Here is a 25,609-nt window from a genome sequence, read left to right on the forward strand (position 1 = left end):
GAATGGTCGGTAATTACATCTTTTATACTTGAAATTTAAAAAAATTATGAAAAATATAGCAACAACAGTACTCTTAGCAATTACGTTATTCTCGTGTGTTTCTAAAAATGAAGTTCCCACTCCTACCTCCAATACAAGCGTGAACGAGCCGAATACATCAGTAGAGTTTGGCACACAATACAAATCCATAAAAATAGATGGGATTAGTATTGCTTATCGAGAAGCGGGTAATCCTGAAAACCAAACTATTGTTTTGTTGCACGGTTTTCCTGCATCATCCCATCAATACAGAAAAGTATTTTCACAATTGTCTGGAGCATACCATTTAATAGCTCCCGATTATCCTGGCTTTGGAAATAGCGATTTTCCTGACGCGAAAGATTATACCTATACTTTTGATACTATCGCCACCACTATAGATACTTTCCTAGAACAAAAAGGAATTAATTCTTACGCCTTAATGATCCAAGATTACGGAGCGCCTATTGGTTTTAGAATTGCAACAGCACACCCAGAACGCGTAACGGCTATCATCAACCAAAACGGAAATGCTTATGAAGAAGGATTAGGCGCAGCTTGGGCGGATACTAGAGCCCTTTGGGAAAATAGAACGAAAGACACCGAAGCTGCCTTGTTACCCGCCTTTTCATTAGAAGGTTTAAAATGGCAATACACGCATGGCGTACGAAATATAGAAACCGTAAATCCTGATAATTGGAATTTGGATTATTCACGTTTGTCTAGGCCTAACGCACATAAAATAAATCTAGATTTATTTTATGATTACCAGAACAACGTAAAACTATACCCTAAATGGCAACAATATTTAAGAGATCATCAACCTCCATTATTAATTGTTTGGGGTAAAAACGATGCATATTTTCCTGAAAGTGGCGCAGAAGCTTTTAAGAAAGATGTTAAAGACATAGATTACAACATTTATGATACGGGCCACTTTGCGCTTGAAGAAGAGGGTGATGCTATCATCAAAAAAATTAGCGCTTTTATGAAAACATTACATACACGAGCATAATGAAAATTAGCACCTATTTGCTTGGTACCTTAAGTTTATTCGTGATAGGCTGCCAGGAATTACCCACATCAATACAAGAGGATAGTGTCTTTTTTCTTCCTCCACCCACTACCTATAATACCTTAGAAGTAAACGGTGTAGATTTGTTTTATAGAGAAGCTGGCGATCCTAAAAAACCCACGATTGTATTATTACATGGCTATCCATCTTCTTCCCATAGTTACCGAAATTTGATTCCCATGTTAGCCAGCCAATACCATATTATTGCACCAGATAATCTAGGTTCGGGATATAGCGATCATCTAAATCCAGAAACTACTACATATACGTTTGATTTACTTGCAGAATATACCAATGAGTTACTCGATGAACTAAAAATAACAAATTACACCTTGTATATGCAAGATTTTGGTGCTCCTGTTGGTTACCGAATGATGATGAAGGATCCTGAAAGAATAGATGCTTTAATTGTACAAAATGCTAATGCATATTTAGACGGCTTGACCCAAGAAAGACAAGCATTCTTTAAAAAGGCACAAGAAGATACCTCAGAAGAAGAACTAGATTTTTTATATCATATCACTAGTGAGGAGGTTATTATTAATAAACAATATTTATTTGATCTTGAAACGACCAATTACAACATCCAAAGTCCTGATGCTTGGACACATGACCTAACGTTCTTAAATACCAGAGTAGATAGATTAATTCAAGTACAATTATTTCAAGACTATTACAACAACCTTCTTGCCTACCCTACTTGGCAAAAGATGTTGAAAGAAACACAACCCAAAACATTAATTACATGGGGCGCAAAAGATGTGAAATTTAATGCGGATGGCGCCAGAGCTTATTTAAGAGATTTACCCAATGCAGAACTACATTTATTGGATGCTGGCCATTTTGCAGCGGAAGAAAAGACTCGCGATATAGCGCTACTTATCCTTAATTTCCTTGAGTAGTTTAAAGCATAAAAAAAGCGTATTCCCATGGATACGCTTTTTTTAATTTAAGCTTTTAATGATCTTCTAACATCAAATATAGCTCCCTAAAAAAAACTATAGTATAATTAAATGACGGAATATTGTGTTACAAATTCATCTGTAATATCTTTAAAACTATTGGTACAGTAGACGTGGTCAATGCTTTCTTTTAACTCCTCAAAGCCATAGTTAAATTGCGCATGTGTTACGTATAAAAATACTTTTGTAGCCCCTTGAGATTTTAAGGCTTCTGCTAAGAATTTAAAGGTTCTTCCACCGTCTGCTAAATCATCTACAATCAAGCATTCTTTTCCTTTTACATCGCCTTGAATACTTATCTCAGGAGCGCCGTTTACGCGAACTTTATTAGAAGGTACTAAATCTGCTTGCAATTTTTCAGCAATTTCATGTGTGGTCTTATAAGCCCCCGCATCTGGGCTCACCAATACCGGATTACCTAATACCTTAAACGTTTTTTCTACAAATTGAAAATGAGAGATCATTTCACTATTCGCTATCAATGCCAGAGATATAGGACTGTGCGGATGTAAAATAGAAACTTTATCGAACTTCATGCTATTGATAAAATTAGCAATCACTTTTAAATCAAAAGATTCTGCTTTATGAAACCGTCTATCGGAACGCTGCCCAATTAAACATAAAATGGTTAAAGTCGCAACGGCATTTTTATGCATCGCATTTTCTGCATCCCAAGCCTCTTTTACAGCAGCTATGGTAAATAAATCTTGATAACTATTCCCTCTAATTTTAAGGTCTAAATTACCTCCTTCTGTAATTTTGGCGGTTACTTGCCCGTCATTAAATTTCTTTATGTCGTATTTCATCTGTACTATTTTAACTATTATATTTCGCTATGGCTTTTTTTAGTTCTGTATTTGAATTACCATAACTTACTACTTGAACATCCAATGGAGTATTCTTAAACTTTTCAATAGCATTAATTAATGATTCTATGATCCAATTAATATCATTGCCAAATGCACCACCACCAACTAAGGTTAAAAAAACTTTATTTGATTTTCCTTTCTCCATGTTAATCTTCGCGGCACATAAAGATGCTTCATATGTGGCTTCTAAAATTATTCTCGCAAAATTTTCCCAATAAAAAAAATCAATTTGAGAATATGCCACAGGTAGTGCCGAACAATAAACTTGTGATACAATTTGATTTTCATCGATGAGGGTCACTTCTGTATTCCATTGTATCCCTACTTTTAACTTTCCTTTTAAACGTTCTCTTTCCGAGTTATTTAAATGACTCAATTGTTTGTTGATGGCAAGAAGTCCATTTTGATGCACTAAGGCATATCCATTTTTCATTTCCCATAAATGTAGCTGTTCATTATTCAATTCTTTCCCTATTGCATCCAAACAGTCTATTTGATTTGAGCTAGTCTGCCCTAAAGCATTTGCTATAGGTAGAAAATAATTCCGATATATAGTCCCTGCTCCACAAGCAATAGCACAAGCTGGTCCTTGTGTAAAATCGTTTTCATAAATAGCTATCCCTTTTTCTGGAGTAACAAAAGGATCAACCATCTCTAATAAATTAAATTGAGAAGCTGCTTGAAAAAGTGCATGGTTATTGTTTAAATCACAATGTAAGTCCTGAATATCTGCTACAATTTCTGATATCTTTAGCGTTCCTAGAACTGCTGGTCCTTCACATTGTATTCTTAGTTCTTCTAAGGAAACAATCTCTAATGCTCCAAATTGATACGATTTACCGTTACGAGTAGAAACAAGGGTTTGTTCATCAATATGGATGTTATTTTGCACATTTTCATGTGATATTTCCTTAAAACCAGTCAATTTCTCAAACCACATATTTTTTAAATTGAGTTTTTAATAGCCTCTCTTATTTCATTTTTTATAGATTCTCATTAATCCGATCTCTTATCTCTTGCAGGTTTACTTGATTCATAAATTTTCCGTCTTCATAAATTACCTGCAATGCTCCTTCGTTTTCTATTGCTGGTGTTACTTGATCTACTAAAACAAACTCACCATCAATCACATCCACTTTTATCAATCCTTTAGCTGATTTTTTAACTCCGTCATCTGTAATTGGATCTTTAAAAATTTCTCTTCGTTCACCATGTACCACTACAGAAGTAGCTTTCATTGCAAAACCAAAAGTATCTCTGGTATTAAATTGGTAGGTAAAAGAACCAATTCCTAATACCACATTAGTAGTAGCGAAACCTTTATCACTCAAACGCTGACAAATACTTTCTGCTCTTTCCGTAGTAATACTATCCCCATATATAGCACCAATATGTGCATCTAAAACTTTAAACCCTTGTGCATTTACCGTACCTCCAAAGATGTCCCAAAGGAGTTCTACCACGCCTTTATCTTTAGGGCTTTCTGCCCCAAGTGCTGCAGCTTCTCCGCAGATAATGTCTACAGGGTCTCCACTATCTGGTCTAATCACCAATTTACCATCTCTTGCTAGAACTTCTTCTTTTAACTGCGGTAAATACTCGGTAAGTACTTTCCATAAATCCCACGTATCACTTACTACAGATAATATTCCCGTTGGGTAGGTATTCATTAAGGCTCTAAACGTTCCTATTTCATCGTCTTTTGTTCCTGCACACATTACGGAGTGCTCTGTAGCATTAACAGAACCTACAACAAAGCCTTTGGCATGGTAATAATTGCGAAGTGTACTTATTACAGGCAAGGTATCTGATCCCAAAAATACTGCTGCGTGCCCCATACCTGAAGAAACTGCACTTTGCAAGCCTCCCATTCCACGCATAGAAAAATCATGCCCTTGAAAATCTATAAAGCCTAAATTTTCTTTATCGGTGGCTAAAGTCCATTTTTTGAAAATTCTTTTATAACATAAGGCAATAGATGCAGAGGTCATTGGTTGCCATAACATGGTAGATAAAATAGTTTCTAAAAAGTTCGTAATCCAATAAAACTTTTTATCTGTATTTACCACCGTTACCATAGGCACTCTAATAGGAACCTCTAGTCCTTCTGGCAACGATTTAGCCCTGATAGGCAAATATTGCAAATCATGTAGTTCTTCATAATGCGTCACATCATAATCGGTTCCCAAATACAAAGACAGCTCCTCTTTTAACTCATTACATACTTGCGCTTTTGGTTTAGAAAAGAAATTATCCTGAAAATAGTCATGCAACCATTGAAATACATATTGCTGGCCAAAAGAAACTACTTTATCGCAGCCTTTAGGTGCATATTTATTGCTTCTAGGCGTCCAATTGGAATATACTTCTTCTGTTCCTTTTGGGTATTGTTGGTGGTGTCCTGTTTTGTATCCGTCTGTTAAAAATAATCCGTTCATGTTATGTTATTTTAAGTTAGTGTGTCTATTGCCTCTTGGAGTGTCTTAAAAGTTGGTGTGTGATACCTTTCGCACAAGGTAACCACATAACTACTTTTATAAAACGCTTTAGGACAGACTACATATAATTTTTTAAAACTTGCATACAAGCCCAATTCTACTAAAGATATGGGCGATAATGCGTTGGGAAGGAAATTAAGAAGTACGATATCTGCCATGGCCATAGCGTCTAACTCCCACTCCACATGTTTTTTCATTTGTAATGCATTTAAAGTATCATGATGCTCATTCGTAGGATCTAAAAACTGATAGGAATTAGGTAAGCTTTTAACCACTTGAGTTCTCCAATTTACTGATTGATTAGGCGCCATACTTCCTGCTAAGAAAATATAACGTTGGTCTGTTTCTTTTATTGGAAGTTCTGCTTGCGATGTGAATACCATAATTTTTATTTGCGTAATTATGACACAAATATAAAATGCTTTTACAGAATCTGCAACTTTTATTTGTGTTATTTTTACACAAACTAATTTTTTGTCCTTTAAATTTCGAAAATTATACCTTCCTTCTTGAGTTTAAAGTAACGTTTGTTATTGAACTTAAACAAGTTAGCAGGTCTTCCTGAACCCTTAGAAACTTTTTCATCAAGTTCATCTAAAATATTAAGACTTAACATTTTCTTTCTAAAATTACGTCGATCAATAGCTCTTCCTAAAAGCGTTGTATATAGTTTTTCTAAATCAGAGAAGGGAAATTTAGTATCTAATAATTCAAACCCAATAGGCTCATAAGTAATTTTTCCTTGCAACCGCGTTATAGCCATTTGCAGTATTGCTTCATGATCAAAAAACAAACTTGGTAATTCTGTTATATTAAACCACTGAACTTCTTCCGCATCGGTAGCCGCTAAAATTTTAAAAGCACTGGGTTTAATTAAACCAAAATAAGCTACAGACACTACCCTACTTCTTGGATCTCTTTTTGGATGACCAAATGTATACAGTTGTTCTAGGTAATTTATAGCGATACCTGTTTCTTCTTTAAGTTCTCTTGCTACAGCTTCTTCTAAGGATTCCTCTTCTAAAACAAAACCTCCTGGAATTGCCCATTGTCCCTTAAATGGTTCATATTTTCTTTTGATAAGTAATACAGATATGGTTCCAGATTCATAGCCAAAAACTACGGCATCTACAGAAAGTTGAATTGATTGGTGCATCTTATGCGTATTTAGTACGCTAATATATAACATAATTAGCAAGTTTTTATCCTAAGAAGAAATACCTAGCATACTCCCCTACTAATAAGTCTACCTCTTATTTAAAAAATAGCTACCTCAATTTCTTTAATTAACATAATTTTAAATAGTTAACAAAAATAATTCCTAAATTTGCATTTAATTATGAAGCAATCATCCCATAAAATAGTGTCCCTATTAATGGCTATTGTAGTGTTATTCGCTACAATGTCGTTTACGGTGAACATGCATTATTGTGGTGATACTTTAGTAGAAACTGCATTATTTCACAAAGCAAAAGGTTGCGGAATGGAAATGCAAAAACCTGTAACCGAAGATTGTTCCATCACAAAAAAGAATTGTTGTAATGACAAGCAATCGGTCGTTGATGGTCAAGATGAATTACAATTACAAATTGACCAAGTTTCTTTTGAGCAATTCGTATTCATTGCTTCTTTTGTTTACAGCTACCTAGATCTATTTGAAGGACTAGAAGAAAAAGCACCTTCATATGAAAGGTATGCACCACCACTCGTCACCAAGCAAATCTTTAAGCTTGACGAGACGTATTTAATTTGATTTTTAAACAATAGATCGTATTATCCAATGAATTATTTCATTAGGATAGTTCACTGTATTCGGTGTTTTCCTATTTAAGACAACGCCACTTTCTAACTGTTTAATAATCAAACTTCATGCTAAATAGAAGCATCAAATTCTTAATTGAGAATAAACTCGTAGCCGTTTTATTACTTGTCCTTTTTATTGGATGGGGAACTGTAAATGCACCATTTAATTGGGATACTGGATTTTTACCTAGTAACCCTGTAGCGGTAGATGCTATTCCTGATATTGGTGAAAACCAACAAATTGTATTCACAAAATGGGATGGTCGTTCTCCTCAAGATATCGAAGACCAAATTACGTATCCTTTAACCACTTCTTTACTCGGTATTCCCGGAGTAAAAACCATTCGTAGTTCGTCTATGTTTGGGTTTTCAAGTATCTATATCATTTTTGAAGAAGATATTGAGTTTTACTGGAGCCGAAGTCGCATTTTAGAAAAACTAAATTCGCTACCAAACGGATTATTACCAGAAGGCGTTAACCCTGCTTTAGGGCCAGATGCAACAGGATTAGGTCAGGTTTATTGGTACACTCTAGAAGGTAGAGATAAAGACGGAAACGTTACTGGCGGTTGGGATTTACAAGAATTACGAAGCATACAAGATTATTATGTAAAGTATGCATTATCGTCTGCAAGCGGAGTTTCTGAAGTGGCTTCTATTGGTGGTTATGTTCAAGAATACCAGATAGATGTGAACCCAGAATTGATGCGGCAATACAAAATTGGTTTAAATCAAGTTGTAAAAGCAGTTAAAAGTAGCAATCAAGATATAGGTGCACAAACTTTAGAAATTAATCAAGCAGAGTATTTAGTCCGTGGTTTAGGGTATATAAAATCGGTTGAAGATATTGAAAATGCCGTAGTAACTTCCGAAGGTTATACCGCTATTAAAATTAAAGATATTGCTAAAGTATCCTTAGGCCCTGCAGCACGACGTGGTTTATTAGATAAAGAAGGTGCAGAAGTTGTTGGCGGAGTTGTGGTTGCTAGATATGGTGCAAACCCAATGGAAGTTATCACCAACGTAAAAGCTAAAATAGCAGAACTAAAAGACGGTTTACCTACTAAGGTATTAGCAGACGGACGGACATCACAACTAACTGTCATCCCTTTCTACGATCGTTCTGAACTTATTGTAGAAACTTTAGATACGCTTAGTGAAGCATTAACTTTAGAGATATTAATTACCATTTTGGTGATTATTGTAATGGTCTTTAACCTAAGAGCATCCCTTTTAATTTCTGGCTTGTTACCTGTTGCTATTTTAATGGTTTTTGTGGCGATGAAACTATTTAATGTTGATGCTAATATTGTTGCCCTTTCAGGTATTGCAATTGCCATAGGAACCATGGTAGATGTTGGTGTCATACTTGCCGAAAATATGATTCGTCATCTCGATGATGAAAAACTAAGAACTCGTGAGAATGGAACAACATTAACTATAAATGAAGTAGTTTACAATGCTACTTCGGAAGTTTCCGGAGCTATTTTAACAGCTGTTTTAACAACTATTATCAGTTTTGTACCCGTATTTACAATGGTTGGCGCAGAAGGTAAATTGTTTAGACCTTTGGCTTTTACAAAAACAATGGCGTTATCCGCGTCTTTAGTGATTGCTTTGTTTATAATTCCGCCTTTAGCAGCTTTTTTATTCCGTAAAACAACATTTAAAAACTCATTTAAATACATTGTAAGTGGTGCTTTAATCCTTGCCGGAATTGCAATTGTGATAAGTGATAACTGGTTGGGAATTATTTTAATTGCTTTCGGAGTTTTATCATTTTGGAGTTTATATTTTAATAAATCTGAAATAAATTTTTCGCTTTTTAATTTTCCCTTTTCACTTTCAAAAAACCTTATAAATATTATTATTTCTTCAGCAGCCATTGTATTTCTATTGGCCGAATATTGGAGACCCTTAGGTTTTAACCGTAGTATTTTTATCAACTTAATTTTTGTTGCTATTATTTGCTTCGGAATTTTAGGACTGTTCTCTATTTTTAGAAAATATTACGGACAAATTTTACAATGGGCTTTAGCGAATAAATTATTGTTTTTAATGATTCCTGCAGCTGTTCTTATTTCTGGAGTTTGGATTATGAACAACACTGGAAAAGAATTTATGCCCTCCTTAAATGAAGGTTCTTTTCTACTCATGCCTACTTCGCTACCGCATGCTGGAGTCGAAGAAAACAAACGTGTGTTACAGCAATTGGATATGGCAGTTGCTACCATTCCTGAAATTGAAACTGTGGTTGGAAAATCTGGTAGAACAGCATCTGCTTTAGACCCTGCTCCTTTATCGATGTACGAAAACATGATTCAGTATAAACCGGAATACATGCGTAATTCCGAAGGTAAAAGACAACGCTATAAAGTAAATGAGGATGGCTTATTTACATTGAAAAACGGACAATTGGCGACTGACGGTAGTGAAAGACTAAATAGAATGTCAGGTCGAGTATCACGAGGTACGAGTGCTATATCTAGACCCTATACTTCTCGATACAATTCTGAAGAAAAATCAGAATCACTCGAAGTGACAACCACAGTTTCAAATTCCCTACTAATAGAAGATGAAGATGGAGAGTTCTACCGTAACTGGCGACCAGAAATACAATCACCAGATGATATTTGGAAAGAAATTATAAAAGTCACCAAGTTACCAGGTGTTACATCTGCTCCCAAATTACAGCCTATAGAAACCAGGTTGGTCATGCTACAAACAGGTATGCGAGCACCTATGGGAATTAAAGTAAAAGGGCAAGATTTAAAGCAAATTGAAGCTTTTGGACTAGAACTAGAAAGTCTTTTAAAACAAGCAAAAGGTGTTAAAGTAGAAGCTGTTTTTGCCGATAGAATTGTGGGTAAACCGTATTTGCTAATTGATATTGATAGAGAAAAAATAGCACGATATGGAATTTCTATAGAAGATGTTCAAAGTGTGCTAAAAGTTGCTATTGGTGGTATGGCTTTAACGCAAACTGTGGAAGGCCGAGAACGTTACGGAGTTCGTGTACGTTACCCAAGAGAATTACGTGGCAACCCTGAAGACATCAAAGACATTTATATTCCTGTAGAAAAAGGGAGTCCTGTGCCATTAAGTGAGTTGGCTACGATTCGTTATGAACAAGGTCCGCAGGTAATAAAAAGTGAAGACACCTTTTTAGTAGGTTATGTGTTGTTTGATAAAATAGACGGTTTTGCAGAAGTAGCTGTGGTAGAAAATGCACAAGCCTTATTTCAACAAAAAATAGCTTCTGGAGAATTAATTGTTCCTAAAGGCATCAGTTACAAGTTCACAGGAACGTATGAAAATCAATTACGTGCAGAAAAAACATTGGCTGTTGTAGTTCCTTTAGCGTTGGCTATTATCTTTTTAATCCTGTATTTTCAGTTTAAATCGGTAACCACATCGTTAATGGTATTTACGGGAATTGCGGTTGCATTTGCGGGTGGTTTTATTATGATTTGGTTATACGGACAAGAATGGTTCTTCAACTTTAGTTTCTTTGGTGAGAATATGCGAGACCTTTTCAACATGAAAACCATCAATTTAAGTGTAGCTGTTTGGGTTGGTTTTATTGCCTTATTCGGAATTGCAACAGATGATGGTGTTGTAATGGCAACCTACCTTACACAAACTTTTGATCGTGAAAAACCATCGGATAAAATGAGTATTAGGGCAGCTACTTTAGAAGCTGCTAAAAAACGTATTCGTCCGTGTTTAATGACCACAGTTACCACCATTTTAGCTTTATTACCTGTTTTAACATCCACCGGAAAAGGAAGCGATATTATGATCCCGATGGCAATTCCAATTTTTGGAGGAATGGTGATTGATATCACGTCTTACTTTATTGTTCCGGTTTTATATAGCTGGAGAGAAGAGATGAAATTGAAGAGAGTGAAAAGTTTAAAGTGATAAATGAAAAATATACAATGAAAAAAAATAATAATCATATCGTACAGAAAGTAGTCTTGTTTCTTGGTTCTTGTTTCTTGAGTCTTTTTACAAACGCACAAGAACTAGAAACATACATTAATAAGGCTTTAGATACTAGTCCTGAAATTCAAAAATTTGAGTTGCAATATAACATTGCTTCCGAAAAAGTGAATGAAGTAAACACCCTGCCTAACACAGAATTTGGAGTTGGTTATTTTATAAGTGAACCAGAAACCCGAACTGGAGCACAACGTTTTAAGGTGTCTGCAAAACAAATGTTTCCTTGGTTTCATACTATTTCGGCAAGAGAAAATTATGTAAATGCATTGGCTGATGCAAAATATGAAGACATTGTTATTGCTAAAAGAAAATTGATGGCTTCGGTTTCGCAATCGTATTACAATTTGTATGCTAATAAAGTAAAACAAAATGTTTTAGTTGAAAATATAAAGCTATTAGACACCTATGAAACATTAGCATTAACTTCTGTTGAAGTTGGTAAAGCTTCCGCTGTAGATGTCTTGCGCTTACAAATGAGACAGAATGAAATGCAACAATTATTAGAAGTATTAGGGCAACAATTTCTTGCAGAACAAACAAATTTTAACAAGCTTTTAAATCGTGATAAAGAGATTGCGGTTTCTATAGTAAATGAGTTGAATTTACCTTCGGAAGATTTTGAAATAAATACTAAAAACTTAGCATTACATCCTGAATTATTAAAATATGATAAACTATATCAATCTGTAGAAAAATCAGAATTATTGAATCAAAAAGAAAGCAATCCTTTAATTGGTTTTGGGTTAGATTATATCAATGTAGATGAAAGACCAGACATGAGTTTTAGTGATAATGGAAAGGATATTGTAATGCCAATGGTATCGGTTTCCATTCCAATTTTTAATAAGAAATATAAATCACAAACAAAGCAAAACGAGTTTCAGCAACAAGAGATTGAAGCTCAAAAACAAGAACGTTTAAACACCTTAGAAACACTTTTAGATAAGGCTGTAAATGACCGAATTTCCGCAAGAATTAGTTACAATACACAAGCTAAAAACCTGCAGCAAGCTAAAGATGCAGAAACTATTTTGGTAAAAAGTTACGAAACAGGAACTATCGATTTTAATGATGTTTTAGACATTCAAGAATTGCAATTAAAGTTTCAAATGAATCAAATTGAAGCTGTAAAAACCTATTACGTACAAACAACAATTATCAACTATTTAATAACAAAATAATATGAAAGCTAATATAATATTACTGTTTTTACTAGCTTTAACAACAGGTGTTTTTGCGCAAAAAGAATTGATACATTTAGAAAATATAAATCATCTTCCCGTAAGAGAACACACTATTACTTTACGCAAGGCTACTGTTAATAAAGCAGGAAAAGAAGTTATGGGAATGACCGTAAACGGGACAATCCCCGGTCCTACCCTAGAATTTACCGAAGGTGAATACGCAATTATCTATGTAAAAAATGAGATGGATGTAGAAACTTCTGTGCATTGGCACGGACTTTTATTACCTAATTTTTACGATGGCGTTCCTTATTTAACAACACCTCCAATTGAACCAGGTCATACTCAGAAGTATGAATTTCCTATAAAACAATCTGGTACTTATTGGTACCATTCTCATACTATGTTACAAGAACAAAGTGGTGTATTTGGTTCTATTGTTATAAAACCCAAAGTACAGACTTTAGATTATGATAAAGAATTAGTCTTAATGTTGTCTGACTGGACTAATGAAAAACCAATGAATGTGCTTCGTAATTTAAAGCGAGGAAATGAATGGTACAGTATTAAAAAAGAAACGGCTACACCCCTAAATAAGGTTATTGCTCGTGGCGCTTTTGGAGCACAATTAAATTTTTGGAGACAACGAATGGAAGGTGCAGATATAGCCGATGTATATTATCCTGCATTTCTTATTAATGGAGAAGAAAGTATCGAATATCCAGAATTTAAAACAGGAGAAAAAGTACGATTGAGAATCATTGATGGAGGTGCTTCTACGTCATTCTGGATGACTTTTGGTGGTGAGGATCCACTATTGGTTTCGGCAGATGGCCTTGATGTAGTACCCGTAAAAAAGAACAAAACCTTTATAGCCATTGCAGAAGCTTATGATTTTATTGTTACGATTCCCAAAGAGGGGAAAATAGAATTTAAAATTACGGCACAAGACGGTTCTGGCACTGCTTCTGCTTTTATAGGAAACGGAAAAGTGTTACCTGCTATGAATATTCCAAAACCAGATAAGATTGGAATGATGCAAAAAATGGCAAAAATGGATATGAAAATGGGTGCACACGCTTTAAAGTTTCAACCTAAAAAAGATGAGCGCTTTAAAATAAAGGAGGAATATGGAATGCAGATGAAGAATATGCAAGGTATGGATATGAATCATTCTGAAAAGAAAGAGGATGCTATGGCAAGCATAAATACTTCTAAAATGGATGGAATGAATATGAAGAAAGATACTATGCAAATGGATCATTCTAAAATGAAGGAAATGAACATGAAGAGTGATGATTCCACGCAAAGAATGGAAGGTATGGATATGTTTTCTGAGTATAATTACGATTACTTAAAATCACCAGGAAAAACAACGTATGACATTTCCCTACCTGTCAACGATATCTTGTTAAACCTTACAGGAAACATGAATCGCTATATCTGGAGTATGAATGGCGTACCACTTTCTGAAGCGGATAATATTAAAATAAAAGCCAACCAAGTAACTAGAATTACTTTTAATAATTTAACAATGATGCATCATCCGATGCATTTACATGGTCACTTCTTTAGAGTACTGAATAAAAATGGAGCGTATTCACCTTTAAAGCATACCGTCAATGTTCCACCAATGCAAAAAGTAACCTTAGAGTTTTATGGAAATAACGGAGATGAAAATGGAGACTGGTTTTTTCATTGTCATATTTTGTATCATATGATGGGCGGAATGGCCAGAGTACTGTCTTATGACAAACCTAGAGATTCAAGAATGGCAGATTTTCCTGCAGCAAAAATTATTGAAGAAACTGATAAATGGTATTCTTGGGGAATGGTAGATGTTGCCTCACATACAACAGGTTTTAATCTTGTAACTTCAAATATTAGAAATCAATTTAATACTTCCTTGGAATATGGTTGGAACAAAAATTTAGAAGGAGAATTTACCTACGAGCGCTATTTACATGATTATCTAAGAGTCTTTGGAGGCGTTAATATAGAAAATGAAACACCAGAAAGTTTGGGAAATTTTAAGACAACCGCTGTCGTTGGTATTCGGTATTTAACACCTTACTTATTCAACCTAGATGCACGTATTGATAATGAATTAAGGCCAAGAATTGGTTTAGGAAGAAGTATAATGCTATTCCCTAAATTATCAGTTTTTGGCTATTATGAATATCAAATAGATTTAGGTATCGTAAATAATCTACCAATAAATAAAGACTTTACTTCAGAAACTGTATGGAGTGCAGGAGCTGAATATATGCTTTCTAGAAATTTATCACTAATAGCAAGTTACGATAATCGTTATGGTGCTGGAGGTGGATTATCTATAAGGTTTTAACATAGAAAAATTAATAATAATAATAATAATAACATTTAAATAAATAAAAAATGAAACATTTAAAATTAACAACAATTTTGGCAATGGCTTTTTTAAGCTTAACAATAATGTCTTGTAAAGACGGTAAGAAAAAGCAGGCAAAAACAGAAAAGCATTCAGAAATGAATCATGACGCGAATGATGGTCATCACGATAGTGAAGAGAAAGGAATGGTGATGAGTCACAATCAAGATGGAAATGCAGAAATGGTACTAAAAGATTACTTTAATCTTAAAGATGCTTTAGTGGCAGATGATAATACAAAAGCAAAAGAATTAGGAGCAACATTAGTAAGAAGTCTAAAAAGTTTAGATGTTTCTAAATACACAGATGCAGAACAAGAAGAATTAAATGAAATTATTGAAGATGCTGCGGAACATGCAGAACACATTTCTGAAAGCCCAATGGCACACCAAAGAGAACATTTTAAAGTACTGAGTAAAGATGTTACAGATATGGTTTCTATTACAGGAACAGCAAACACTTTATATGAGCAATTTTGCCCAATGTACGATAAAGGTTCTGCTTGGTTAAGCATGAGTAAAGACATTAAAAATCCTTACTACGGCAGCAAAATGCTAAACTGTGGGAAATTGCAAAAAGAGATTAACTAAATGAAAATTGTTAAAATCATAGCAATTATTGCACTGGTCGTTTTTGTGGGTATACAATTTATATCCACAGAACGCAACCAAAGTAACGTTGTACCAATAACCGATTTTATGCTCGTTAATAATGTACCTAATGTCATTAAAAACAAGCTGCAAGTTTCTTGTTATGATTGTCATAGCAACAATACTGTATATCCTTGGTACAATAAAATACAACCTGTTACTTGGTTTTTAGAGAAGCATGTTAAAGAAGGAAAAGCAGAATTAAACTTTAGTGAGTGGGATATATTATCTAACCGAAGAAAAGGGAGTAAGCTAAGGTCAATAATAAAACAATTAGAAAGTAATAAAATGCCTTTAGAATCCTATATATGGATTCATGAAAAAGCAAAATTTTCTAAAGAAGATAAAACGACCATCATTAAATGGATATCGCAACTAAAAGACAGTCTCTAAAAATGAAAGAAACTATTTACATAAAAAACATGGTATGTAATCGTTGTATTGCTTCGGTATTATCCATTTTTATTGCTGAAAACTATACAGTTGAATCTGTCGATTTAGGTAAAGTTGTGGCCATAAAAGGAGTAAATAGTAATCGTCAAGATTTAAACAATGCACTTGAAAATATAGGTTTTGAAATTATAAAAAATAAAACTGAAACATTGGTTGAGCAAATAAAAGTTATGCTTATTCATAAAATTGAAGTCGCAGAAACTGCCGATTTATTTAAATCTTTAGGACAAGAATTTGGTGAAAATGAAACAGCTATAAGCAAACTATTTAGTAAACCTGAAGGTATTACTTTAGAGAAATATGCCATCAATTTAAAAATTGAAAAAGTAAAAGAACTTATACAATTGGGACAATTAAATTTCTCTGAAATAGCATATACTTTAAATTATAAAACAAGCAGCCATTTGGCAAGACAATTTAAAGAAATTACAGGAATGTCTATGTCAGACAATAAAAATTCACAAGATTGGGATAGAAAATCTTTAGCCCAAATTATATAAATAAGAAGCACAATTGTGAGAATAAAACAAATAGCACCTGTTTAATTTTGATAAAAAAAATGATAAAATGAAACATACTTATCACATACATGGAATGACTTGCAATGGTTGTCGCGGTCATGTTGAAGAAACCCTTTCAAAAGTAAAAGGTGTTTCTAAAGTTTCTGTAAATTTAGAAAAAGCAGAAGCTACTATAGAAATGGAAGTACATATTCCTTTAGAAAAATTTAAAGAAGTTCTAAAAAAGGATGGTGGACAATATAGTATTCACAAACTGGGCGAACATCATCATACTAAAGAAGTAAAAAAAGAAAAAACGGATGAGATTCCTGCCTTCGCTGGAACAGGAGGAACAGGAACTTTCTATTGTCCAATGCATTGCGAAGGCGATAAAACGTATGATAAAGCGGGAGATTGTCCTGTCTGTGGAATGGATTTAGTGGAAGAACAAAACCTATCTAATACTACTTCAGGTCAATGGACGTGCTCAATGCATCCAGAAGTTATAAAAGATGAACCAGGAGCTTGCCCTATTTGCGGAATGGATTTAGTGCCATTAGAAGCCGATGCTTCAGCAGAAGAGAAAACCTATAAAAAACTCTTAAAAAAGTTTTGGATTGCAGTCATTTTTACCTTGCCTATATTTATAATTGCCATGAGCGAAATGATTCCAAACAATCCATTATATACTATTCTAGAACAGAAAAAATGGAATTGGGTTCAGTTTGTACTGTCCATTCCTGTAGTTTTTTATGCCACTTGGATGTTCTTTGAACGTGCATATAAAAGTATAAAAACATGGAACCTCAATATGTTCACACTTATCGGAATTGGTGCAGGTATATCTTGGCTATTTTCATTATTCGGAATGTTCTTCCCAGACATTTTTCCTAGTCAATTTAAAACAGCATCTGGTTCAGTACATGTTTATTTTGAAGCAGCAACGGTTATTCTAACATTGGTACTTTTAGGACAACTTTTAGAAGCGCGTGCGCATAGTAAAACCAATTCCGCTGTAAAAGAGTTACTAAAATTAGCACCCAATAAAGCAACAAAAATAGTAGATGGCGAAGCTATTGAAGTTAGTATCGATAAGATTACATTACACGATATTCTAAAAGTAAAACCAGGAGATAAAATCCCTGTAGATGGTGTTATTTCCGAAGGAAACACAACTATTGATGAATCTATGATTTCTGGAGAACCCCTCCCGGTAGACCGGTATGAAGGCGACAAAGTTAGTGGTGGTACCATCAATGGAAATCAATCTTTTTTAATGAAAGCAGAAAAAATTGGTAGCGATACCCTACTTTCTCAAATTATTAAAATGGTGAATGATGCTAGTAGAAGTCGTGCACCAATTCAGAACTTAGCAGATAAAGTTTCTGGATACTTTGTGCCTGTTGTGGTTGTTATTTCTTTAATAACATTTGGTATTTGGGCTATTTGGGGACCAGAACCTGTTTATGTGTATGCTTTTGTAAATGCCATTGCCGTATTAATTATTGCCTGTCCGTGTGCATTAGGATTAGCGACGCCAATGTCTATAATGGTTGGTGTTGGCAAAGGTGCTCAAAATGGTGTATTGGTTAAAAATGCAGAAGCTTTAGAAAGAATGGCTAAAGTAGATACTTTAATTATTGATAAAACAGGAACCATTACCGAAGGAAAACCTACGGTAGAAAAAGCTGCAGCATTTAATACCATTTTAAGTGATACAGAAGTATTGCAATACATTGTGTCTTTAAATACGAATAGTGAACATCCTTTAGCCGAAGCCACTGTAAAATATGGTAAAGAGCAAAAGGTAGCTATGCTAAAATCGGAAGAATTTAGTGCGGTAACAGGAAAAGGGGTTGAAGCGACAATAAATGGTAAAAAGGTAGCTTTAGGAAACCCTAAAATGATGGATTATGTAAACGCTAAAATTACTTCTGAAATGGAGGAAGTAGCTAAAACCTATCAGAAACAAGGGAAGACGGTTTCCTTTTTATCTATAGATAAAAAAGTTGTTGGTTATATCGTTATTGGTGATAAAATTAAAGCAACCAGTGCTAAAGCTATTAAAGCACTTCAAGATAAAGGGATTTCGGTAATAATGCTTACAGGTGATAATCACGATACAGCACAAGCTGTAGCTTCTGAACTTAATTTGACCGATTTTAAAGCAAGCATGTTGCCTGAAAATAAATTACAAGAAGTAGAAAAGCTACAACAACAAGGAAAAGTAGTCGCTATGGCGGGTGATGGAATTAATGATGCACCAGCATTAGCGAAAAGTGATGTTGGTATCGCTATGGGAACAGGAACAGATGTTGCCATCGAAAGTGCTATGATTACTTTGGTAAAAGGAAATTTACACGGTATTGTAAAAGCACAATATTTAAGTGAAGCCGTAATGAAAAATATTAAGCAGAACCTGTTTTTTGCATTGATTTATAACGCCATTGGAATACCAATTGCAGCAGGCGTTTTGTTTCCCGTTTTCGGAATTTTATTATCACCAATGATTGCAGCTTTAGCCATGAGTTTTAGTTCGGTTTCCGTAATTGTAAATGCATTACGATTAAAAAATATTAAAATATAAATTATGAAAAAATATATAATTTACATAGCAACTTTAGCTATTGGCTTACTGTTTGGTTGGTTGCTTTTTGGAGGATCGGATAAAACAGAAGCGATCCATAATCACGATAAAGCAGAAGAAATTACTCAACTCTGGACCTGTTCTATGCATCCTCAAATTATGCAACCAGAACCTGGTGATTGTCCTATTTGCGGAATGGATTTAATTCCTGCTGCAAGCAGCGCTGAAGGATTATCTGCAGATCAATTTAAACTTTCTGAAAACGCCATGGCATTAGCCAACATACAAACCTCAATTGTGGGAGAACATATTTCTGATGTTGAAACTGGTTTTGTTTTATCAGGAAAAATCACAGAGAATGAAGATGAAACAGCAACCATGCCCGCCCATTTTAATGGTAGGGTTGAAAAACTGTATGTAAATTCGTTAGGAGAACATGTTAAAAAAGGACAAGCCATTGCTCAAATATATTCTCCAGAATTAATTGCAGCACAGCAAGAATTAATTACAGCTTATAAATTAAAGACTTCGCAACCTAAACTGTATACTGCAGTTAAGAATAAGTTTAGAAATTGGATGATTCATGGTGCGCAATTAGATGAAGTAGAACAAACGGGACAAGTAAAAAATAGTTTTACAATTTACTCCCATGTATCTGGTGTCGTTACAGAAATTTCGATAAATGTAGGCTCTCATATTATGGACGGAAAACCTATTTTTAAAGTTTCTAACTTAAACACTGTTTGGGCAAATTTTGATGTGTATGAAAATCAAATCAGTCAATTTAAAAAAGGGCAAGATATTGAGGTAACAACTAATGCATATGCAAATAAAGTATTTAAAGGGAACGTAGATTTTATAGATCCTATTTTAGATACGCAAACTAGAACGGTAAAATTACGAGTTGTATTAAATAATGAAAACGATCTTTTTAAACCAGGAATGTTTGTAGAAGGAAAGATTAAAGGCATTGTTTCTTCAAGTAAAGAAGAAGTAGTTACAATACCTGCTTCGGCTGTTTTATGGACAGGAAAACGCTCTGTTGTGTATGTAAAAATGAATCCGAAAGAAGCTATTTTTGAAATGCACGAAATTACTTTAGGAAATCAAACAGGAACTAATTATCAAGTTTTAGAAGGTTTAAATAATGGTGATGAAATAGTAACAAATGGAACATTTACTGTAGATGCTGCCGCGCAATTACAAGGAAAAAAATCTATGATGAACAAAAAAGGTGGCAAAACAATGACAGGCCATGAGGAACATCTTGGAATGGAAATGAGTAGTTCTGTAGATGAAAAAACTATAAATAAAAATGAAAGGATAAAAGTATCTAAGGAGTTTCAAAATCAATTAAAAGTGGTTTTTAATGATTATATTAATCTAAAAAATGCGTTAGCAAAAGATGATACTAATATGCTTAAAACTCAGTCTCAACTATTATTAAAAAGTTTAACTAAAGTTGATATGAAACTATTAAAAAGTAAAAATGAGCATGAGCATTTTATGCCTTTACGTAAAGAAATAAAAGCAACCACTAATTTGATTTTAAATACAACTGATATTAAAATGCAAAGAACCTATTTTAAGCATTTATCATCAAACATGGCAAATCTTTTGGAAGTATTTGGAATCAATGAAAAAGTGTATCATCAATTTTGTCCCATGGCAGATAATAACAAAGGAGCGTATTGGTTAAGTAAAGAAGAAAAAGTGGTAAATCCTTATTTTGGAGGTGCCATGCTAACTTGCGGAGAAGTAAAACAAATAATAAAATAATACAGGAAGTTGTAGTAAAAGGAAACACATATCTAATACTTAACTCCTATTTAAAAAACTCCAAAGATTTATTATAATAGAAACCTATGAGGTAGTTACCCTTTTTGTTGAATAAACAACGAATATAAATCTATAAAAAAACCGTCTCGATGAAGAGACGGTTGCTTTTTATTTTTATTAAAAAACTTTATTATTCTTATTACGGCTTTTTAATAAAGCTTTTGGTAACTTCTTTTTTACCCGATAGTTTCACAAAATACATTCCCTCTTTATAGTTATTTAAAGGAATTTCAATAGTTCCTTTTGAGGTGATTTTATTCTCATACACTACGCTTCCTTGAAAATCTAAAATGGTTATTCTAGAAAAATCTTCGGTGTCACCAACTTCAATTTGTATTTTATCACTGGAAGGATTCGGGTATATTTTTATTTCAGAGCTCGCGCTTGTAGCATTTATTGTGGTACAAGAACTTACTAAAGTCCACACCTGCCATTGTCCCGAATTGGTAGCGGGACTTTGGTTTTTTGTATACCAGTTATTTTTATAAATATTCCCATTGAAAACAACTTGAGCTTCGGCATTCGCATACACGGTATTGGCATTCCATACCGGTACATTAGTACAGGTTCCTCCACCACCAGGCAAAGTTCCTATAGTAACTGTCACTGCAGTACTTGTAGTTTTGGCTCCCGCATTATCAGTTGCTATAGCCGTTAAACTATAATCTCCTGATGCAGGGTTCCAACTTTGTGTATAAGGACTACTCACATCTGTACCAATAAGGCTCCCGTTTGCATAAAATGTAACTTGAGTTACTGTGCCATCCGCATCACTAGCAGTAGCTTTTACTTGAATCGTAGTTCCTGTAGCAGAAGAGCTGTTTGCCGTAGGACTTGTAATACTCACGCTAGGTTTTTGATTGGTCGTACCACCACCAGTTCCACCATCTGTGCAATACTGTTTCCAGTTTTTCACAATACTTTTTACTTTAATACCTGAAGCTGTTAAATTAGAAGCTGCCCAACCTCCTGTTGAACTTGCTCCTGGATTTAAGACAGAAGCTCCTTCACTTTTATCATGAAGAGACCAATTAGCATGCGTAATATTATTAGTAGCTAAAAAAGACATCCAAGCATCGGTAGAGGCTGTATCTACCGCACCATTACCACTAGCTTCTACACTACCCCATTCGGTAACCATAAGCGCAACCCCATTGTTCAATGCTGTTTGTGCTTTTTGGCGTAGACTTTCTTTATGCGTTGCTGCATAAAAATGCAAAGTATATGCAATATTAGTGGTACTGGTAATAGGATCATTTGAAGCAATATCTACATCCTGAGACCAAGTAGATGTTCCAACAATAATTAAATTATCAGGATCTATAGCTCTAATGGCTGCGCTTACTTTTTCTGCATACGGCTTAATGGTATTAGACCAAGATACTTGTAAAGGCTCATTGTAAATCTCATAAATTACATGTGGATTGTTGCCGTAGGTTTGAGCCATTTCTTTGAAAAAAGAAATCGCAGCAGCTTCATTATCCTCTGCATGATGAGAATGCCAATCTATAATAACATAAATACCTTTAGCTATCGCAGCATCTACTACCGCTTTAACTCTGTTTTTATTCTCAGTAGGGTTACTCAAATACCCTCCAGAATCTTCTACTCCCATTGCTGCTCTCACAATAGTTGTATTCCAATCAGCAGCCAACCAATTTACAACATCAGCGTTGTAATATTTCTCTGCCCCCCATCCGCTATTGGACCAGAAAAAACTATTTCCAGCAAAACTTACAGGGTTATTGTTTTTGTCTACAATCTTATTCCCACTTACGCTTAAACTACCGTGAACTGCTACAGGTGTAGAAGAACAGTAATTTTGTGCTTGTAAGACGAAGGAACTACACAATAGACTTGTGAAGAATAAACAGGCGTTTATTCTTTGTTTAAAGTTACTTTTTTTCATGATATTGGGGTTTTAATTAGGTGCGAAGCTAATTGATATTTTTTCTCAATCAAAAAAATAGCTACTAAAATCTCAATAAATTGATGTTATATCCTGTAAACTATAGCCGCTTAAAGGAAATTTGAAATTGCTTTCTTCTTGCGTTTAGGAAAAATAATGCCACAAAAAAAAGCCCATCTAACTAAATAGATGGGCTTTTGTAAAACTTGAAGTATATATTAGATAACTTTTACGTTTACTGCGTTTAAGCCTTTGTTTCCTTCTTGAAGATCAAACTCAACTACGTCGCCTTCGCGTACTTCGTCAATTAATCCTGAAATGTGCACAAAGTGATCTTTTTCAACTCCTTCTTCAGTGATAAATCCAAATCCTTTAGCGTCATTGAAAAATTTTACTGTTCCTTTACTCATGGTAATTTAATTAAATTTATAATACTTATCGAATTACAAAGGTCGTGCCATTTTCTTAATAAACAACATATTACGTGATATTTTATCGTTTTTTATTTGAAACCTACTATAACACTGCTTTCAACTACCATAACTACTCCCAAATCATCCCTCAGAAATAAAACTAGTTAAAGTAAAGTAATTGCCTTTAGGGATACCTATTTTTGTAGCCAATTAAACGTCTACTTGGTAGTACCGAGTACCATTTTTGAAAACTGCAGTATTATGAATTTAGAACACTTTTTATACGATTATTTAGTAAGGATAGGAATTTCTCCTATGTCTTCTAAATATTTAAATATGATTGCTTTATTAATCTTGCTCTTAATCATAACCGTTTTAGTAGATTTTCTTATACGTAAGATTATCGTAAAACTTTTTACACAGTTTACCCTAAAGTCTAAAACTAATTTTGACGATTTACTGGTGAAAAATAAAGCACCCCGTAGTATCGCTCATATCATTCCATTAATCGTTGCTTTAGAGCTTATTCCTCATGTATTTATTGATTTTCCTTATTTTGAAAATATCGTTGAAAAAGGATTACAAGTATTTGCTATTATCCTAACGCTGTGGATTGTACGTAGCTTTTTAAACACCCTTAAAGATTACTTTAAAACCCTGCCTAGTTTAAGAGATAAACCTATAGATAGCTACATACAGGTATTTATGATTTTTGCTTGGATGCTTGGTATTATGTCTGCTTTTGCTATAATTACCGGAATAGAATTCATCAAATTTATTACTACGATTGGAGCCGCATCTGCTGTTATCATTCTTGTTTTTAAAGATACTATTCTAGGATTTGTAGCCAGTATTCAAGTCTCTATAAATGACATGGTACGCATTGGTGATTGGATAACCATTGAAAAGTATGGTGCAGATGGCGATGTTAGTGAAATTAACCTATCTACAGTAAAAGTTCAAAACTTTGATAAAACCATTACAACAATACCAACGTATGCCTTAATTTCAGATTCGTTTAAGAATTGGAGAGGAATGGAAAGTTCTGAAGGAAGGCGTATAAAAAGATCCATAAATATTAAATTAGCCAGTATTCACTATTTATCTAACGATGCTATTACAGCCTTAAAAAAAATTGATTTACTCTCCTCCTATTTAGAAACTCGTCAATCTGATATTGATACCTACAATACATCAAATAATATAAACAAGGACTTACTTTTAAATGGTAGAAACCTAACCAATATTGGTGTTTTTAGAAAGTATACAGAAACCTATATTGAAAACCATTCTGGTATCAATAAAGAGATGATGATTATGGTACGCCAGTTGGCGCCAGGAACGCAGGGAATTCCTATAGAAATTTATGCTTTTAGTAGAGATAAACGCTGGCAGAATTATGAATATATCATGGCAGACATCTTTGATCATATCATTGCAGCAGTTCCTTATTTTAATTTAGAAATTTTTGAGTTACCCAGTAATTCAAGCTTTATAGATGCTAAATAAAGCTCTTTTACAAGACTTTAATGTATGTGTATAAAAAAGTCCATCATAAAAATGATGGACTTTTAACAAGTACGCTATTGCTTCTATTAGTTTAATAAGAAAGCTTCTTTTTTGAAACCATTGTTAAACTTTACATCACTAAATGTAAAAACTCCCATAGGAGAACCATCAGGACCAAATCCTTTACGTACAGTAGATACCAAAATACCATCAATCTCTTCGTATGCTAAAGTCATTTTTAATACGGGGGTATTAATTCCCCATGCTGGTAATGAAAAGAAAAATTGATCTACTAAATGTGTTTCAGGATTAAAATACAAAATGTATTCGTCATTCTGTTCTTTTTTAGTAACATCAGAACTATAGGTTAAGCTTACTTTATCATAGGTGATTTTACCCACCTTTTCAGTTCCTAAAAATTTATAATTAGCACCCTCATTTTTAAGTTTGTACATCATTGCAAACCAATAAAAGTTTACTTCACGTAAAAATTTTGTACCACCAAGAGCTTTAGCATCAGTTATAGCTTTACCATCTAAGGTTAATGCAGGTATACCATCTACTAAAGATTGTACCGCTACTCCTTTTTTTCCTGGCAAAACATTAAGATCATGTTGTGAGTAAGAAGCCCATGACTGCTCTCCATTAAAGATATGACGTTCTAAAGAAACATCTTTTCCTTTTTCAAAATTATCATACACATAATTGAATTGCACATCTTTTTTAGAAGACAATTTATTATACCCTCCATTTACAGACTCTAATGCGGCTATTAATTCCGCAGATTTAGTATCGGTATTTTGTGCAGTTATAGAGAACGTAAAAACGAATGCTACCATAACACTTGCAAGCATATTCTTAATTTGTAATTTCATAGTTGTATTGATTATTTAAATAATGAAAACATTTAGTCGACTCTTCTTAG

20 protein-coding genes are annotated in these 25,609 nt (G+C 34.0%); 12 read left to right on the forward strand and 8 right to left on the reverse strand.

Annotated elements, in window-relative coordinates:
- Nucleotides 1-46 precede the first annotated feature (46 nt).
- Together CELAL_RS19365 and CELAL_RS19370 are read left to right on the forward strand one after the other, a co-directional pair.
- Nucleotides 47-1,033: an alpha/beta fold hydrolase gene (locus tag CELAL_RS19365; RefSeq protein ID WP_013552589.1), complete on the forward strand. Its 987-nt coding sequence runs from the start codon at nucleotides 47-49 to the stop codon at nucleotides 1,031-1,033.
- Nucleotides 1,033-1,995, forward strand: coding sequence for an alpha/beta fold hydrolase (locus CELAL_RS19370; RefSeq protein ID WP_013552590.1), 963 nt, complete (start codon nucleotides 1,033-1,035; stop codon nucleotides 1,993-1,995). The genes CELAL_RS19365 and CELAL_RS19370 overlap by 1 nt, the downstream gene beginning before the upstream one ends.
- 107 nt (nucleotides 1,996-2,102) lie before the next feature.
- On the opposite strand, the gene CELAL_RS19375 is transcribed toward CELAL_RS19370, so the two are convergent.
- The 5 genes from CELAL_RS19375 to CELAL_RS19395 all read right to left on the reverse strand — a co-directional run bounded on the left by CELAL_RS19375 (nucleotide 2,103) and on the right by CELAL_RS19395 (nucleotide 6,578).
- Complete coding sequence (locus CELAL_RS19375; protein ID WP_013552591.1) at nucleotides 2,103-2,861, reverse strand: phosphoribosyltransferase family protein; 759 nt, start codon at nucleotides 2,859-2,861, stop codon at nucleotides 2,103-2,105.
- A 10-nt stretch (nucleotides 2,862-2,871) separates the two neighbouring features.
- The gene (locus tag CELAL_RS19380) at nucleotides 2,872-3,864 is read right to left on the reverse strand and encodes a hypothetical protein (protein ID WP_013552592.1); all 993 of its coding nucleotides are present in this window, start codon (nucleotides 3,862-3,864) and stop codon (nucleotides 2,872-2,874) included.
- 43 nt (nucleotides 3,865-3,907) lie between these two features.
- Nucleotides 3,908-5,362 (reverse strand): nicotinate phosphoribosyltransferase, encoded by a 1,455-nt coding sequence (locus CELAL_RS19385; RefSeq protein WP_013552593.1) that lies wholly within the window; start codon nucleotides 5,360-5,362, stop codon nucleotides 3,908-3,910.
- A gap of 11 nt (nucleotides 5,363-5,373) precedes the next feature.
- Nucleotides 5,374-5,805 carry a nucleoside 2-deoxyribosyltransferase domain-containing protein gene (locus CELAL_RS19390; protein WP_013552594.1) on the reverse strand — a complete coding sequence of 144 codons (432 nt, stop codon included), beginning with the start codon at nucleotides 5,803-5,805 and terminating at the stop codon, nucleotides 5,374-5,376.
- Between the two features lie 98 nt (nucleotides 5,806-5,903).
- Nucleotides 5,904-6,578, reverse strand: a complete 675-nt coding sequence (locus CELAL_RS19395) for an NUDIX hydrolase (RefSeq protein WP_041557831.1) — start codon at nucleotides 6,576-6,578, stop codon at nucleotides 5,904-5,906.
- A 183-nt stretch (nucleotides 6,579-6,761) separates the two neighbouring features.
- Here CELAL_RS19395 and CELAL_RS19400 point away from each other — a divergent pair, with 183 nt between their 5' ends.
- From CELAL_RS19400 to CELAL_RS19440, 9 genes are all read left to right on the forward strand, one after another.
- Nucleotides 6,762-7,175: an HYC_CC_PP family protein gene (locus tag CELAL_RS19400; protein WP_148229717.1), complete on the forward strand. Its 414-nt coding sequence runs from the start codon at nucleotides 6,762-6,764 to the stop codon at nucleotides 7,173-7,175.
- A gap of 116 nt (nucleotides 7,176-7,291) precedes the next feature.
- A complete protein-coding gene (locus CELAL_RS19405; protein WP_013552597.1) occupies nucleotides 7,292-11,149 on the forward strand; it encodes an efflux RND transporter permease subunit in 3,858 nt (1,285 codons plus the stop codon).
- 17 nt (nucleotides 11,150-11,166) lie between these two features.
- Nucleotides 11,167-12,411 carry a TolC family protein gene (locus CELAL_RS19410; RefSeq protein ID WP_013552598.1) on the forward strand — a complete coding sequence of 415 codons (1,245 nt, stop codon included), beginning with the start codon at nucleotides 11,167-11,169 and terminating at the stop codon, nucleotides 12,409-12,411.
- 1 nt (nucleotide 12,412) lies between these two features.
- Nucleotides 12,413-14,761 (forward strand): multicopper oxidase domain-containing protein, encoded by a 2,349-nt coding sequence (locus tag CELAL_RS19415; protein WP_013552599.1) that lies wholly within the window; start codon nucleotides 12,413-12,415, stop codon nucleotides 14,759-14,761.
- Nucleotides 14,762-14,811: 50 nt separating this feature from the next.
- Nucleotides 14,812-15,414 carry a DUF3347 domain-containing protein gene (locus CELAL_RS19420; RefSeq protein WP_013552600.1) on the forward strand — a complete coding sequence of 201 codons (603 nt, stop codon included), beginning with the start codon at nucleotides 14,812-14,814 and terminating at the stop codon, nucleotides 15,412-15,414.
- Entirely contained in the window at nucleotides 15,415-15,867 is a 453-nt protein-coding gene (locus CELAL_RS19425) for a heme-binding domain-containing protein (protein ID WP_013552601.1), read from the forward strand.
- A gap of 2 nt (nucleotides 15,868-15,869) precedes the next feature.
- Nucleotides 15,870-16,427 carry a helix-turn-helix domain-containing protein gene (locus CELAL_RS19430; protein WP_041557832.1) on the forward strand — a complete coding sequence of 186 codons (558 nt, stop codon included), beginning with the start codon at nucleotides 15,870-15,872 and terminating at the stop codon, nucleotides 16,425-16,427.
- Nucleotides 16,428-16,494: 67 nt separating this feature from the next.
- Nucleotides 16,495-19,014: a heavy metal translocating P-type ATPase gene (locus CELAL_RS19435; RefSeq protein WP_013552603.1), complete on the forward strand. Its 2,520-nt coding sequence runs from the start codon at nucleotides 16,495-16,497 to the stop codon at nucleotides 19,012-19,014.
- 3 nt (nucleotides 19,015-19,017) lie between these two features.
- Nucleotides 19,018-20,793 carry an efflux RND transporter periplasmic adaptor subunit gene (locus tag CELAL_RS19440; protein WP_013552604.1) on the forward strand — a complete coding sequence of 592 codons (1,776 nt, stop codon included), beginning with the start codon at nucleotides 19,018-19,020 and terminating at the stop codon, nucleotides 20,791-20,793.
- Between the two features lie 199 nt (nucleotides 20,794-20,992).
- Here the strand turns inward: CELAL_RS19440 and CELAL_RS22010 are convergent, their stop codons facing one another.
- Nucleotides 20,993-22,762 (reverse strand): cellulase family glycosylhydrolase, encoded by a 1,770-nt coding sequence (locus tag CELAL_RS22010; protein WP_013552605.1) that lies wholly within the window; start codon nucleotides 22,760-22,762, stop codon nucleotides 20,993-20,995.
- Nucleotides 22,763-22,980: 218 nt separating this feature from the next.
- On the reverse strand, nucleotides 22,981-23,172 hold the full coding sequence (locus CELAL_RS19450; protein WP_013552606.1) for a cold-shock protein: 192 nt from the start codon (nucleotides 23,170-23,172) through the stop codon (nucleotides 22,981-22,983).
- Between the two features lie 264 nt (nucleotides 23,173-23,436).
- Between CELAL_RS19450 and CELAL_RS19455 the strand changes: the two genes are divergently transcribed.
- On the forward strand, nucleotides 23,437-24,684 hold the full coding sequence (locus tag CELAL_RS19455) for a mechanosensitive ion channel family protein (protein ID WP_041557833.1): 1,248 nt from the start codon (nucleotides 23,437-23,439) through the stop codon (nucleotides 24,682-24,684).
- Nucleotides 24,685-24,770: 86 nt separating this feature from the next.
- On the opposite strand, the gene CELAL_RS19460 is transcribed toward CELAL_RS19455, so the two are convergent.
- Entirely contained in the window at nucleotides 24,771-25,559 is a 789-nt protein-coding gene (locus tag CELAL_RS19460) for a hypothetical protein (protein ID WP_013552608.1), read from the reverse strand.
- Between the last annotated feature and the right edge of the window lie 50 nt (nucleotides 25,560-25,609).

The sequence above is a fragment of the Cellulophaga algicola DSM 14237 genome, from assembly GCF_000186265.1.
GTDB classification, from domain to species: Bacteria; Bacteroidota; Bacteroidia; order Flavobacteriales; family Flavobacteriaceae; genus Cellulophaga; species Cellulophaga algicola.